The sequence below is a fragment of the Paracoccus shanxieyensis genome, from assembly GCF_009711265.1.
GTDB lineage: Bacteria > Pseudomonadota > Alphaproteobacteria > Rhodobacterales > Rhodobacteraceae > Paracoccus > Paracoccus shanxieyensis.
Map to the genome: position 1 here is coordinate 42989 of NZ_WMII01000006.1, position 14029 is coordinate 57017.

The 14029-nt window shown below is 65.6% G+C and carries 13 protein-coding genes; 6 read left to right on the forward strand and 7 right to left on the reverse strand.

The genetic code is table 11. The features are described 5' to 3' along the window. The first annotated feature begins 56 nt into the window (after positions 1-56). The 3 genes from GL284_RS07735 (at position 57) to GL284_RS21290 (ending at position 2750) form a co-directional block, all read left to right on the forward strand. Positions 57-830 carry an acetoin reductase gene (locus tag GL284_RS07735; RefSeq protein ID WP_155044030.1) on the forward strand — a complete coding sequence of 258 codons (774 nt, stop codon included), beginning with the start codon at positions 57-59 and terminating at the stop codon, positions 828-830. Positions 831-853: 23 nt separating this feature from the next. Then, a complete protein-coding gene (locus tag GL284_RS07740; RefSeq protein WP_155044031.1) occupies positions 854-1906 on the forward strand; it encodes a 2,3-butanediol dehydrogenase in 1053 nt (350 codons plus the stop codon). A gap of 349 nt (positions 1907-2255) precedes the next feature. Continuing rightward, positions 2256-2750: an ABC transporter permease gene (locus GL284_RS21290; RefSeq protein WP_230382969.1), complete on the forward strand. Its 495-nt coding sequence runs from the start codon at positions 2256-2258 to the stop codon at positions 2748-2750. 150 nt (positions 2751-2900) lie between these two features. Here the strand turns inward: GL284_RS21290 and GL284_RS07750 are convergent, their stop codons facing one another. The 6 genes from GL284_RS07750 to GL284_RS07775 all read right to left on the reverse strand — a co-directional run bounded on the left by GL284_RS07750 (position 2901) and on the right by GL284_RS07775 (position 8723). Next, complete coding sequence (locus tag GL284_RS07750; RefSeq protein ID WP_155044033.1) at positions 2901-3686, reverse strand: HpcH/HpaI aldolase/citrate lyase family protein; 786 nt, start codon at positions 3684-3686, stop codon at positions 2901-2903. Continuing rightward, entirely contained in the window at positions 3680-4540 is an 861-nt protein-coding gene (locus GL284_RS07755; protein WP_230382970.1) for an HTD2 family dehydratase, read from the reverse strand. Before GL284_RS07755 ends, GL284_RS07750 begins: the two co-directional genes overlap by 7 nt. Beyond that, positions 4537-5652 carry a CaiB/BaiF CoA transferase family protein gene (locus GL284_RS07760; protein WP_155044034.1) on the reverse strand — a complete coding sequence of 372 codons (1116 nt, stop codon included), beginning with the start codon at positions 5650-5652 and terminating at the stop codon, positions 4537-4539. Before GL284_RS07760 ends, GL284_RS07755 begins: the two co-directional genes overlap by 4 nt. Beyond that, entirely contained in the window at positions 5652-6815 is a 1164-nt protein-coding gene (locus GL284_RS07765) for an acyl-CoA dehydrogenase family protein (RefSeq protein WP_155044035.1), read from the reverse strand. Before GL284_RS07765 ends, GL284_RS07760 begins: the two co-directional genes overlap by 1 nt. A gap of 113 nt (positions 6816-6928) precedes the next feature. Continuing rightward, complete coding sequence (locus GL284_RS07770) at positions 6929-7306, reverse strand: VOC family protein (RefSeq protein ID WP_155044036.1); 378 nt, start codon at positions 7304-7306, stop codon at positions 6929-6931. A gap of 4 nt (positions 7307-7310) precedes the next feature. Continuing rightward, complete coding sequence (locus GL284_RS07775) at positions 7311-8723, reverse strand: hypothetical protein (protein ID WP_155044037.1); 1413 nt, start codon at positions 8721-8723, stop codon at positions 7311-7313. Between the two features lie 241 nt (positions 8724-8964). Here GL284_RS07775 and GL284_RS07780 point away from each other — a divergent pair, with 241 nt between their 5' ends. From GL284_RS07780 to GL284_RS07790, 3 genes are read left to right on the forward strand one after another with little or no spacing between them, the layout of a single operon-like run. Next, complete coding sequence (locus GL284_RS07780) at positions 8965-9729, forward strand: class I SAM-dependent methyltransferase (protein ID WP_155044038.1); 765 nt, start codon at positions 8965-8967, stop codon at positions 9727-9729. Further along, positions 9726-10700 carry a LysR family transcriptional regulator gene (locus GL284_RS07785; RefSeq protein ID WP_155044039.1) on the forward strand — a complete coding sequence of 325 codons (975 nt, stop codon included), beginning with the start codon at positions 9726-9728 and terminating at the stop codon, positions 10698-10700. The genes GL284_RS07780 and GL284_RS07785 overlap by 4 nt, the downstream gene beginning before the upstream one ends. A 9-nt stretch (positions 10701-10709) precedes the next feature. After that, on the forward strand, positions 10710-12209 hold the full coding sequence (locus tag GL284_RS07790; protein ID WP_155044040.1) for a fumarate hydratase: 1500 nt from the start codon (positions 10710-10712) through the stop codon (positions 12207-12209). Between the two features lie 26 nt (positions 12210-12235). Here the strand turns inward: GL284_RS07790 and GL284_RS07795 are convergent, their stop codons facing one another. Next, positions 12236-13915, reverse strand: a complete 1680-nt coding sequence (locus GL284_RS07795) for a tannase/feruloyl esterase family alpha/beta hydrolase (protein ID WP_155044041.1) — start codon at positions 13913-13915, stop codon at positions 12236-12238. Positions 13916-14029 lie beyond the last annotated feature (114 nt).

Genomic DNA, 14029 nt, shown 5'->3' on the forward strand with positions numbered 1-14029 from the left:
CCTGCCCATCCGGTCCGGGTGGGCAGAAGATCCCAGAATATATCAGGAAAAACATCATGTCTCTTGCAGGAAAGACCGCCCTTGTCACCGGCGGCGCGCGCGGCATCGGTCTGGGCATTGCCCAGCGTCTGGCCGCCGATGGCGCGCAGATCGCGCTTGTGGATCTGAACGCGGACCAACTGACCGAGGCCGCCAGCGGGTTCACCGGCACCAAGGTCATCACCATCGCCGCCGACGTGACCGACCGCCAGCAGGTCATCGACGCCATTGACCAGACCGCCGCGCAATTGGGCGGGTTCGACATCATGGTGAACAATGCCGGTATCGCTCAGGTCCAGCCCATCGCCCAGATCACCGATGTCGAGATGGACCGGGTCTTCGCGGTCAATGTCAAAGGCGTGCTGTGGGGCATTCAGGCCGCCGCCGCACGCTTCAAAAAGGATGGCACCAGGGGCAAGATCATTTCCGCCGCCTCGATTGCCGCGCATGAGGGCTTTCCGATGCTGGGCGCCTATTGTTCGACGAAATTCGCCGTTCGCGCCCTGACCCAGGTGGCCGCCAAGGAATTCGCCGGTGATGGCATCACGGTCAACGCCTATTGCCCCGGCGTCGTCGGCACCGACATGTGGACCGAGATCGACGCGCGCTTCGCCAAACTCACCGGCGCAGAGATCGGCGCGACCTTCGACAAGTTCGTCGGCTCCATCGCCCTCGGTCGGGCGCAGACTCCGCAGGACGTGGCGAGCCTCGTGTCCTATCTCGCCGGTCCCGACAGCGATTACATGACCGGCCAGTCGATCCTGATCGACGGCGGCATGGTCTATCACTGACCATATCTGAAAAGGAAACCATCATGAAAGCAGCCCGTTGGCACGCCGCCCGCGACATCCGCGTCGAGGACATCCCCGAACCCCAGCCCGGCCCCGGAGAGGTCAAGCTCAAGGTCGCCTGGACCGGCATCTGCGGCAGCGACCTGCACGAATATCTGGCCGGGCCGATCTTTGTCCCGGTCGGTCAGGACCATCCGCTGAGCCATGACAAGGCCCCGATCACCATGGGCCACGAATATTGCGGCACCGTCACCGAACTGGGCGATGGCGTCTCGGGTCTGGCGGTGGGCGACCGGGTGGCGATCGAGCCGATCTTCGCCTGCGGCACCTGCCCCGCCTGTCATGAGGGCAAGTATAACCTCTGCGACAGTCTGGGCTTTGTCGGCCTGTCGGGCGGGCATGGCGGCTTCGCGCCCTTCTCGGTGGTGCCCGCGCGTATGGTCCACAAGATCCCGGACGGGCTGTCGATGGAGCAGGGTGCGCTGGTCGAGCCTGCGGCGGTGGCGCTGCATGCGGTGCGGCTGTCGAAAATCAAGGCCGGCGATACGGCGGCGGTGTTCGGCGCCGGTCCCATCGGCCTCTTGGTGGTCGAGGCGCTGCGCGTCGCGGGTGCCGCGCAGATCCATGTCGTCGAACCCTCGGACGTGCGGCGGCAAAAGGCGCTGGAACTGGGCGCAAGCAGCGTCATCGACCCCATGGCCGAGGATGCCGTCGCCGCGATCCGCGCCGCCTCGGGCGGCGTGCATGTGGCCTTCGAGGTGACGGGCGTGCCGCGCGTCCTGCCGCAATGCATCGACGCCACCCGGCACGAGGGGCAGGTGCTGATCGTCTCGATCTGGGAGGGCGACGCGGCATTTCACCCCAATACCGTGGTGCTGAAGGAACGCCAGTTGCAGGGCACCATCGCCTATCGCAATGTCTATCCGGCGGTCATGGCGCTGATGCAGCAGGGCTATTTCAGCGCCGACACGCTGGTGACCAAGCGCATCGCGCTGGACGACATCGTGGCCGAGGGCTTCGAGGCGCTGGTGGCCGAAAAGTCCCACGTCAAGATTCTGGTGAAGGCCCCCGAGTAAATCGGGCATGGGGGCGGCCAATGGTCGCCCCTTTTCGGGACGCATGCGTCGGGACACGGGCCGAGAGTCCGGCCAAACGCGCAGGGCGGCTGGATCCGGCCGCCCGACGCCCGCCTCTGCCGGTTTCACATTGCGGCTTTTGGCCATTGGCTTGGTCATCTGCATTATACGTCCGCTGCGCCCCCCTGCAAACTCTCAGAACGTCTGCCGATACAGCGACGGGGCTGCGGGGCTCATCGACCTCGACAGGATTGTTTTGCAAAAGCCGGGTCTGCCGCATCGCATCACGGGCCAGCATGGGCAGGCTGTCTGCGCAAATGCCCACATCGCGCAGCCGGCGCGGCGCGCCATGATCCTGTTGCAGGATACGGGTGTCATCAACCGCATCATCATGGCGCTGGGGTTTGAAAAGCTCAGGCTGATCCGCACCCAGCTGGGCGTCACGATCGGCATGGTCCAGATCCTGCTGCCCTTCATGGTCATGCCGCTTTATGCCGTGATGCGAGGCATAGATCTGCGGCTGGTGCAGGCGGCGGGCAGTCTGGGCGCCCGGCCCATCATGGCGTTCTTCCAGATCTATCTGCCGCTGTCCCTGCCGGGACTTCTGGCCGGAGCCGTCATCGTCTTCATCCTGTCGCTGGGCTTTTACATCACGCCCCTGCTGCTGGGCGGCCCGTCTTCGGCGATGCTCTCCACGCTGATCCAGCAACAGGTGCTGTCGCTGCTGAACTGGGGCAAGGGCGGCGCGATGAGCGTGATCCTGCTGCTGGCGACCTTTGGTTTTCTGGCCATCGTCGCCCCGTTCATGCGGCGCAAATACGCCATCAGCGGGTCGGGCAAATGAGGAAATCCTTCGGACGCATCCTGTTGGGGCTGACCTGCTGGCGGATGACGCGGCAAACTGATCCGCAGGCGGCGCGGCCTGCGGTCGCGCGCAAGGGTCAGGGCAGTTCGCGTCCATCCCGGCTAGGCGGACGGGATCGGGCGGTCGGGATCATCCCCCCGCTTGCGCCAGCACCGCCCGCGCGCGGATGCGGACGGGTTCATCGACCATGGCACCCTCGACCGAGACCGCGCCATCGCCCGAGGCCAGCACCCGCCGAGCCCAGTCGATCTCTCCAGGCGTCGGCGCGAAGGCGCGGCGCACCTCGGCGATCTGTCTGGGGTGGATGCACAGCTTGCCGGTCATCCCCAGGGCGCGGGCATGGGCCGCGTCATCATGGCTGATCGCCGGGTCGTCCAGCTGCACCGTCACCCCGTCGATCGGCGCCTCGATCCCCGCCAGACGCGAGGCCAGCACCAGTTCCGACCGCGCAGGCAACAAGACCTCGCGCAGATGCGCACAGCCCAGATCGGCGCAGAAATCGACCGAGCCGAAGGCCAGCCGCACCACGCCCGTCGCCTGCGCGATGGCCCGGACCTGCGCCAGCCCCAAGGCGCTTTCGATCAGGGCGATCACCGGCAGATCCAGCGCCGCCGCGACGGCTGCGGTGATGGCGGCGTCCTCGGCCTTGGGCAGGATCACGGCGGCGGGCTGCAATGCCGCGACCGCTGCCACATCGGCATCATGCCAGACCGTGCCATGCGCATTGATGCGCACGATCACCGGCAGATCGGTGAAATCACAGGCCAGCGCCGCACGCGCAGCGTCCTTGGCGTCCGCCGCCACCGCGTCCTCAAGATCAAGGATCACCGCATCCGCGCCCGAGGCGGCGGCCTTGGCGAAACGCTCGGGGCGGTTTGCGGGCACGAATAGCGGAGCGCGGATGCCGGTCACCATGTCGCGCGCGCCTCCATCGCCACCGGACCATCGGCATAGGCGGTCCAAAGCTTCAGCCCGTCGCCGTCCTCGGTCGCGTTCAGCGTGTAATCGGCAATGTCGAACAGCGGCGACAGGCTGCGGAAATCGAACTGCGCGGGCCGCCTGCCCCGGATGCTTTCGGCGAATTGCACCAGTTGCGTGGCCTGCAACGGGCCATGCACGATCAGGCCGGGATAGCCCTCGACCTGCCGGACATAGGGATTGTCGTAATGGATGCGGTGGCCATTGAAGGTCAGCGCGGAATAGCGAAACAGCAGCGCCGCCGAAGGCGCGACCCGCACGCGATGCGCGCCATGCGGGGCGGGTGCGGGGGCGTCTTTCGGCGCATCGGCGGGCGTGTCCACATCGCGGTAAACGATGTCCTGCCGTTCCTCGATCACCAGACGACCGCCGCTTTCGATGCGGTGATCGACGGTGACGAAGCACAGCACCCCGCTGCGGCCGTGCTTCACCGTCACATCCCGGATGGCCGAGCGGCGCGTCACCACCTCATCCACCCGGATGTCATCGTGAAACGCAAAGGCCCCGCCCGCCCACATCCGGCGCGGCAGCGGCACGGGGGGCAGGAACCCGCCCCGCGCCGGGTGCCCGTCCGGGCCAAGCCCCGAGGTGGGGGCGGTCGGCGGCGCCAGACACAGGTGGATCATCACCGGTGCCGCCTCGCCACCTTGGGCCTCTCGCTCTTGATCGAAGGTGGCGCGGAAGCGGTCCACCAAAGCCGGGGTGGCGCGTTCGGATTTGACCTCCTCGCGGCCGATCCATTGCCGCAGGTGGTCGATGTCCAGATCATTCGTCATCATGCGGTCCTTCATGCCGTCGCCTTGGCCTTGGCCGGGGCCATGCCAAGCGCAGGAACCGGGCCATATCTGCGCTCATCGCCCTGAAACACCGCCGCCGGGGCGGGATAGCGCACCGGGCCGTTCGGGGTGTCGACGCTGATGCGGCGCAGATGCGGGTGCTGCGACAGGCCCTGCATGTCATTGACCGAGGCAAAGGCCACATCCGAGGCGATCAGCGCGGCAATGGCCTCGGCCTCGTCCCGGCGGGCAAAGCCTGCGGCCACCAGCGCATCGGTCTGGGGCCGGTTCGCCACCCGCGCCACATTGGTGGCAAAACGCGGATCCGTGCCCAGTTCCGGCTGGCCCAGAAACACATCCGCCAGCTTTCGCCATTCGCGGTCGCTTTGCACCGAGATCAGCACCTGCTTGCCGTCCTTGGAGGCGAATACGCTGTAGGGCGAGATCGAGGGATGCGCGAGGCCCAGCCGTTTCGGGGATTTGCCGCCCTCGTGGTTCAGAAGCGGCACGGTCAGCCAGTCGGCCATCACGTCGAACATCGAGACGCTGATATTGGCGCCCTTGCCGGTGATGCCGCGCTGGATCAGCGCCTCAAGGATGGCGGCATGGGCGGTGGCGCCGGTCGCGATATCGACCAGCGACGTGCCGACCCGCGACGGGCTTTCCGGGCCGCCGGTGATCGAACACAGACCCGATTCCGCCTGAATCAGCAGGTCATAGGCCTTGCGGTCGGCCATTGGCCCGGCCTCGCCATAGCCCGAGATCGAACAGGTGATCAGGCGCGGCCAATCCTGCGCCAGCCGGTCGAACGTGAAGCCCAGCTTGGCCAGCGCGCCGCGTTTCAGGTTCTGGACCAGCACATCGGCCCCGTCCAGCAGCCGCGCCAGTTCGGCCTTGCCCTCGGGCGTGGCCAGATCCAGCACCACCGAGTCCTTGCCCCGGTTCAGCCAGACGAAATAGCTGGCCTGACCCTTGGCCACATCGTCATAGCCCCGGGCGAAATCGCCCTCGGGCCGTTCGATCTTGATGACATGCGCGCCTGCATCGGCCAGACGCGAGGTGGCAAAGGGGGCCGCCACCGCCTGTTCGATGGCGACGACCGTCAGTCCTTGCAGCGGCAATCCCATCAGAAGCTCCGCGGCAGGCCGAGGATGTGTTCGGCGACATAGCTGAGGATCAGGTTGGTCGAGATCGGCGCGACCTGATAAAGGCGCGTTTCGCGGAACTTGCGCTCGATGTCGTATTCGCAGGCAAAGCCGAAGCCGCCATGGAATTGCAGGCAGGCATTCGCGGCTTCCCAGCTGGCTTTCGCGGCCAGATATTTCGCCATGTTCGCCTGAGCGCCGCAATCCTCATGCGCGTCATAGCGGCGGCAGGCGTCAAAGCGCATCAGGTTCGCCGCCTCGATCTCGATGAAGGCTTCGGCGATGGGGAATTGCACGCCTTGGTTCTGGCCGATGGGACGGCCGAAGACGTTGCGCTCGCTGACATATTTCACCACGCGGTCGGTGAACCAATAGCCGTCGCCGATGCATTCCGCCGCGATCAGCGTGCGTTCGGCATTCAGCCCGGTCAGGATGTATTTGAAGCCCTTGCCTTCCTCGCCGATCAGGTTTTCCTCGGGGATTTCCAGATTGTCGAAGAACAGTTCATTGGTTTCGTGATTGACCATGTTCAGGATCGGCTGAACGGTCATGCCTGATTTCATCGCCTCCTTGATGTCGACGATAAAGATCGACATGCCTTCGGATTTCTTCTTCACCTCGGCCAGCGGCGTGGTGCGGGCCAGAAGGATCATCAGATCGGAATGCTGCACGCGGCTGATCCAGACCTTCTGGCCGTTGATGACGTATCTGTCGCCCTTCTTGACGGCGGTGGTCTTGATCTTGGTGGTGTCCGTGCCGGTGGTGGGTTCCGTCACGCCCATGGATTGCAGCCGCAATTCGCCCGAGGCGATCTTGGGCAGGTAACGCTGGCGCTGTTCGTCGGAGCCGTGGCGGATCAGCGTGTTCATGTTGTACATCTGGCCGTGACAGGCGCCCGAATTGCCGCCCGAGCGGTTGATCTCTTCCATGATGATGCTGGCTTCGGTCAGACCCAGCCCCGAGCCGCCATATTCCTCGGGGATCAGCGCCGCCATCCAGCCCGCCTTGGTCAGCGCATCGACGAACGCCTCGGGATAGCCGCGTTCCTCGTCGATCTTGCGGTGGTATTCGTCGGGGAACTCGGCGCAGAGCGCGCGCACCGCATCCCGGATGTCTTGGTAGTCGTCGCTGCCGTGGTCAAACATGGATCCTGCTCCTTAGCCTCCCCAGACCGCGCGTGACGGTCCCCGAAGCGCAGGATGCGGCGGGGCAAAGGATATATCAAATATATGATGTGCCTATCTGGTATATATAATCGTTATATGTATTCCGAGATCTCGATCAGGTTCAGATCCGGGTCGCGCAAATAGATCGACCGGATCGGGCCGGTTGCGCCGCTGCGCTGAACCGGGCCTTCGACAATCGCGGCCCCCGCCGCGCGCAGCGCTGCGATCACCTGATCCAGCGGACGGTCGGCGATGAAGCACAGATCCAGCGCGCGGGGCACCGGAAGATGCGCCTTGGGCTGGAACTCATGGCCCTTGACGTGGATATTGATCTTCTGCCGGCCAAAGCGCAGCGCCTTGCGCCCTGCCCCGAACTCTTCCAGCCTCATGCCCAGCAGCCCGACATAGAAGCCGATGCAGGCGTCTTCGTCGGTGGTGGTCAGCACCAGATGGTCCAGATGATCGATCATCGCATTACCCCCATGTCGCATAAAGCAGCACCAAGACGGAAATCACACAGCTCGTCACCAGCGCATAAGCGCCGTTCCAGACCAGACCGGCACGCCGCGCCGAGACATTGCCATAGCTGCCCATCAGCAGAACCGAGGCGGTATAGGGCGATGTCGCGCCGCTGATGGCCCAGCCGCCGGTCACCGCCGCCACCAGCGCCGCCGCGGGCACCCCCAGCTGATCCGCCGCAGGCAGCATCGGCAGGATCAACGAGGCCGACAGGATCGGGTTCATGCCCAATTGTCCCGTCAGCGGCATCAGCCACACCAAAGCCACCAGAATGACGGCAGGCGACAGCGCGGTCAGATCCAGCCCCAGTTGCCCCATCAGCGGCACCAGCAGCCACGACCCAAGGCTGCCGATGAACGCCGCCATGAACAGCAGCACGATCTGGCTGCCATAGGCCGGAAGCTCGCGGGTGACGAACATGCCCATGCGCCGCGCCAGATGACCCCAGCGCCCGTTGCCCGACTGTCCGCCCTGAAGCCAGATCCAGACCACGGCCACGGCGGGCACGAAGGACATGACCGCGCCGATCACGTCCACCCCGGCCGCGAAATGGATGATGCTGACCCCGGCGATCACCACCGACAGCAGGATCAGCAGCGGGCGCAGATGCAAAAGCCAGCCGCCCGAGGGGGCCTGACGCGGCGGGGCGGCCTGTGTCAGCCTTGGCTTGAACAGGCTGTCCAGCAGCCATCCCAGCAACAAAAGCACCGCCGCGTTCAGCAGACAGGGCAGAAGCGCCGCCGACCAGCTGGCGCCGGGGATCAGCGCCGTGGTGATCGCCATGGAAAAGCCCAAGGGCGACCAGCACAGCGTCGAGGCAAAGCCCCGGTTGATGGCGACCAGCATGCGGCGCAGCCGGGCCTGACGAAGCTCGGGGTTCGGCTCTCGGGCGGTGCTTTCCGCCGCCAGCCCGCCCAGCAGACCGATCGAGCCGTAAAGCAGGATCAGGCCGAACAGATGCCCGCCCGCCGTCAGCGCCACATACCGGCGTCCCGGCGGCTGGCTGGCCAGAAAACGGCCGCAGTCCAAAATCTCATGCGATCCGGTGGCGGCGATGCGGATGCTGGTCAGGGCCGTGTACAGCGCCACGACGAAGCTGCCGCGCTGCACGGCGGTCCAGATCGCCGCGCCCGCCCCCTCGCCCATGGCCAGCGCCACCGCGATCAGCGCCAGACCGACAAAGACAAAGACCACCGGCGTCCTGCGGTCGGCGATGCTGAAGACGGCGACGCCTGCCACTGCCAGCGCCCCGGCAAGGGCGGCGGCCACAGGGCTGAGGCTGTATTCATAGGCGATGGTCGCCAAGGCGGTCCCGGCAGGAAACACCCCGCCCAGCCGCAGCATCCGTGCAGACAGCGCCGGTGTCATGATGGCGGAACCGGGCTGCCGTCGCCGGTCGAAGACGCCGCATCCGCGCAGCGCCGCATGAGAGATGGCATCAAGACCCCTTCGGCATTCGACCAGACCCAATCTGCGCCCGCCAGTCTGGCGCGTCCAATAGGGGTTTTGCAATGCGCCCATAACAAAAATATATAAACGCTCGCCCATACGGCATTTGAAGTTTTAGCTTGGGCATGGTCTTGTGCATCCGGGAATAGGGGAGGAACCGATGCCGCTGGCGAAAGCGCTGCGCAGGCAGGACGATCCGATGCAGCGGGCGCGCCTTGTCAATGCCGACACGGTGGGGTGGCTGGTGCAAAGCCTGCGCGATCATGGCGCCCGGCAGATCCTTGAATTGGGGTGCAGCGAAGGCAATATGACTGCGCTGCTGGTCGAGGCGGGCTTTACGCTGACCGGATGCGATCCGTCGGATCGCGCGCTGGCGCGGGCCCGTGCGCGACTGCCCGACACGCGGTTTCTGCGGGCCAAGGCCGAGGCGCTGCCTGCGGATCTGCCGCGCTTCGATGCCGCCTGTTTCATCAACGCGCTGCATCACGTCGATCCCCATGCCATGGGCGATGCGCTGCGCGGCGCGCTGGCCGTGCTGCGCCCCGGCGGCCTGCTTTACGTCATCGAACCCCTGAACAGCGGCAGCTTCTTTCGCGCCATGCGCCCGATCGAGGACGAGTCGCCCCAGCGCGACGCGGCGATGCGGGCGGTCGAGGCGCTGATCTCGTCGCGGCAGGCGGAATTGCGCGATCTGAACCGCTGGAGCCGCGAAAGCCGCTTCGACGATCTGCAGGATTTCGTCGAGTATCTGGCGCGGATCGACCCGGACCGCAGCGCCGCCGCCGTGGCGCAGGCCCCGGCACTGGCGCGGGCATGGCGGGAAAACATCATGGTGCGCGACGGTCAGGCGCTTCTGGTGCAGCCGCTGATCTGCTGGACGCTGGCCCCGCTTGCCCCCCTTGCGCATGACGGATCGCAGCCATGATCGACATGCGCCAGATGCGCTATTTCATCGCCATCGTCGAACATGGCTCATTCTCGCGCGCGGCAGAGTTTCTGCACGTGGCCCAGCCCGCGCTGTCGCTGCATGTGCGCAACATGGAGGCCGACCTTGGCACCGCGCTGTTGTTTCGCACCCCGCGCGGGGTCGAACCGACCGAGGCAGGCAATATCCTGCTGCGGCACGCCCGGACCATCCTTGACCAGTTCACCGTCGCCGAAGAGGAAATCCGCGGCCACCAGAACGACCCCGAAGGCGAGGTCCGCCTTGGCCTGCCCGGCACCATCGGCGAAATTCTGGGCGTGCCGCTGATTACCGCCGTCCATCTGCGCTATCCCAAGATCAAGCTGCGCATCGCCGAAGCCATGAGCGGTTTCGTCCAGCAATGGATGCGCGACGGCAGCATCGACCTTGCCGTCCTGTATGGCGAGGTGGCCGAACACGGCATCCGGACCGAGGCGCTGCTTGAAGAACCGCTGCAGTTCTTTGGCACGCCCGCGCTGGCGCTCCGCGACGGGCTGCCGCCTGCCGGAACGGATCTGCCCTTTGCCGAAGCCATCCGCCAACCGCTGATCCTGCCCGGAGAGGGGCATGGTCTGCGCGATCTGCTTATGCGCCACGCGCGCGGCGATGACGAACGGCTGAACACGGTCATTGATGTGGACAGCTACAACAATATCAAGTCGCTGGTGGCGGCGGGGCTTGGCTATTCCATCCTGCCCGAAAACGCCATCGCCACCGAGGTGGCGGCCGGGCGGCTGTCGAACTGGCCGATCTGCCGCCCGGCGCTGCGCCGCACCGTGCATCTGGCGCATTCCACCGACCGGCCCATGACCAATGCCGTCACCGTCGTTCTGCATCTGGCGCGCGACACGCTGCGCGATCTGGCGCGCAACCGCCACTGGATCGGGGCCACGCTTCTGGACCATTCCGAACCCGACAAGCACGTCCCATAAGGCCCAGCCATGTCTGTCATCACCGAAGACCATGTCATCGACAGCGTTGCCGATGCGCTGCAATTCATCTCCTATTACCACCCGCGCGACTTCATTCAGGCGATGACGCGGGCATGGCGGCACGAAAAAAGCCCGGCGGCGAAAAACGCCATGGCGCAGATCCTTGTCAATTCCCGGATGAGCGCGACGGGCCACCGCCCGATCTGTCAGGATACCGGCGTCGCCAATGTCTTTGTCCGCATCGGCGTCCGGGCGCGGCTGGGCTGGGACCGGCCCCTGCAAGCCATCGTCGACGATGCGGTGCGCCGCGCCTATCGCAATGACACGAACCCGCTGCGCGCCTCGGTCGTGGCCGATCCGTTCGGACGGCGCCGGAACACCCGCGACAATGCCCCCGCGATGCTGACCGTCGAGATGGTGGCGGGCGACAGCGTGACCTTCGACGTGTCCGCCAAAGGCGGCGGGTCAGAAAACAAGACGAAATTCGCCGTACTGAACCCCTCGGCCTCGGTTGCGGACTGGGTGGTGAACACGGTCGAAACGCTGGGCGCGGGCTGGTGTCCGCCGGGCATTCTGGGGCTGGGCATCGGTGGCAGCGTCGACAAGGCGATGACCATGGCCAAGCAGGTGCTGAACGAGCCCATCGACGCCACCGAGCTGCGCGCCCGCGGCCCGGCAACCCCCGAAGAGGAATTGCGGCTCAAGCTGATCGACCGCATCAATGGTCTGGGCATCGGCGCGCAGGGTCTGGGCGGCCAGACGACGGTGCTGGATGTCAAGATCCGCAGCTTTCCGACCCATGCCGCATCGCTTCCGGTTGCGATGGTGCCGAACTGCGCCGCGACCCGGCATGTGCATTTCACGCTGGACGGCTCGGGGCCCGCGCAATTGCAGCCGCCGCAGCTTGCCGACTGGCCCGAACTGGATTTCCGCGACGCATGGCAGGACGCGCGGCGGGTGAACCTTGATACGCTGACCCGCGACGACATCGCCAGATGGCAGCCCGGCGAAAGCCTGCTGCTGTCGGGACATCTGCTGACCGGGCGCGACGCCGCCCATCGCCGCATCCGCGACATGCTGGCCGCGGACCAGCCGCTGCCGGTCGATTTCCGGGACCGCGCCATCTATTATGTCGGCCCCGTGGATCCAGTCGGAACCGAGGTCGTGGGCCCCGCCGGGCCGACCACCTCGACCCGGATGGACGGCTATAGCGACATGATGCTGGAACGGCTTGGCGTCGCGGTGATGATCGGCAAGGCCGAGCGCGGCGCGCAGACCGTCGCCAGCATCGCCCAGAACGGCGCGGCCTATCTGGTCGCGGTGGGCGGTGCGGCCTATCTGGTGTCGCAGGCGATCAAGGCGGCGCGGGTCGTGGCCTTTGACGATCTGGGGATGGAGGCCATCCACGAATTCGTCGTCCAGGACATGCCGGTCACGGTCGGCGTCGATGCGCGCGGCAATTCGGTGCATGTCAGCGGCCCGAAGGCCTGGCGAATGCCCGCCGCCTGACCGGACGGCGGGCGAAAGGGCGCGCGTTACCGCGTCACGCAGTCGAAGCTTTCGGCGCTGTTCACATCACCGCCGGCCTTCATGACCGGGATCGCCGGATAGCGGCACAGCGGGCGGGTGCGGCCAGCAGTTGCCGGGTTGGCGTCACTGGCCTCCAGCCGGTCGGGAGCCTCGCCCTTTTCGACCCAGGCATCCAGCACATCGACGGCTTCCCATGTCGGGATGAAGTTGCCCAGGCCATGCGCAAAGCCGGGGATCACATAAAACCGCAGAAAATCGTCGGTCGCCTGCTGGCCGTAATGTGCGACAAGCTGGTCGTAATAGCGGATGCTGCCGCCGACGCTGACTGCCTCATCGGCCGCGCCTTGCGTGAACAGCAGCTTGCCCCCCGCCGCGCGGAACGCTTCCACATCGGGGTTCATCGCGCCAATCACCGCCGACAGTTCGACCAGCCTGTCCTTGTATGTGCCGGGATTGGCCACATCGAAGGTCATCGGATCGAACGGCGCGCCGCGCGTCACGAAATAGCTAAGATAGCCAACGCCCTGCGCGAACAGATAGCCGTTTTCCAGACTGTTGACCGGATCGGCCAGCGTGGGCGAGCTGCCCATGCCCAGATTGCCGCGGATCGGCACGCCCTGCATCACGTCATAGCCGGGATAGGAATTGACCCCGTAAGCCATGTCATAGGGCAGCGTGAAATCCTCGGACAATGCCTCGACCGTCCGGAACTGTTCGGGGGTCAGACAGACCGCGTTGTCGCCGTCGCCCTTGCATGTCAGGCTTTCGACGATCTGCGCCTGCTTTGCCTTGCAGGCGGCCACATCGGAAATGATGCCGTCCGGCGCGCCATCGTCGCCGTCGCAGGCGTCGGTCGCGGCGGCATTGATCGCCTGAAACTGCTCGGGGCTGACGAAATTGCCCGGCGCGCCATAGGCTTGCTGTCCCAGTTTCAGCCCGATCAGCCGCATCCCCCAGAAATAGATCGCAGGCGCGTTGACATAGACACCATCGTAATCCTGAGGATAGCGCTGGACCGCCGTCAGCCCCTCGCGCCCGCCGGTGGATGCCCCGGCGAAATAGGACCGCGACGGGGCCTTGCCGTAATGCTGCTGGATCAGGGCAAAGGCTGCGTCATGGGTCTTTTTGATATGCTCATGGGCAAAATTCAGCAAAGCCGCGTCGTTGCTGGCGAAATCCGCGCTGGTGCTCAGCCCGGTATGCCCGGAATCCGATGCGAAGGTCGCATAGCCCTTGGCAAGCGGCGGCGTTCCGCGCGCATGCGACACCCACAGCGTACCGCTGGCCGCCATGCCGTTGTAACCACCGCCCCCCATGTGGACCGCCTTGCCGTTCCAGTCGCTGGGAAGGTTCAGGTTGAACTGGATCGGCGGTGTGCCGGTCGCCGCATCTGTCGGCGACGGCTGGACCGCGGCGATGACCCGGCAAAACTCGCCCGCAAGCCCCGGGGTGGGCAGTCCCTGAACCAGCATTGCCGATTTGACCACCGTACCCCCGGTCGGCAGCCCGATGGCATCTGCCGGGACGCTGGCCCCCTCCAGCGCGGCGCAATGCTGCGCCCGATCCAAATTCTTTGACTGCGCCTCAGCGGCACCTGCAGATATCAGTGCCAAAAGCGCAGCCCCTGCGCAAAAGCGCGTGCCGGTGATCTTCATGGATGCCTCCTCGGGGGTTCGCGGGAACATGGATCCTCCATCCGTCCCGAAGAAGAAACGCTAGCGGCGATCGGACCATGCCGCAAATAGCGAAAAAGCATATCGGTTATAATATTGATTTATCTGAAAATCATTCCCCCACAC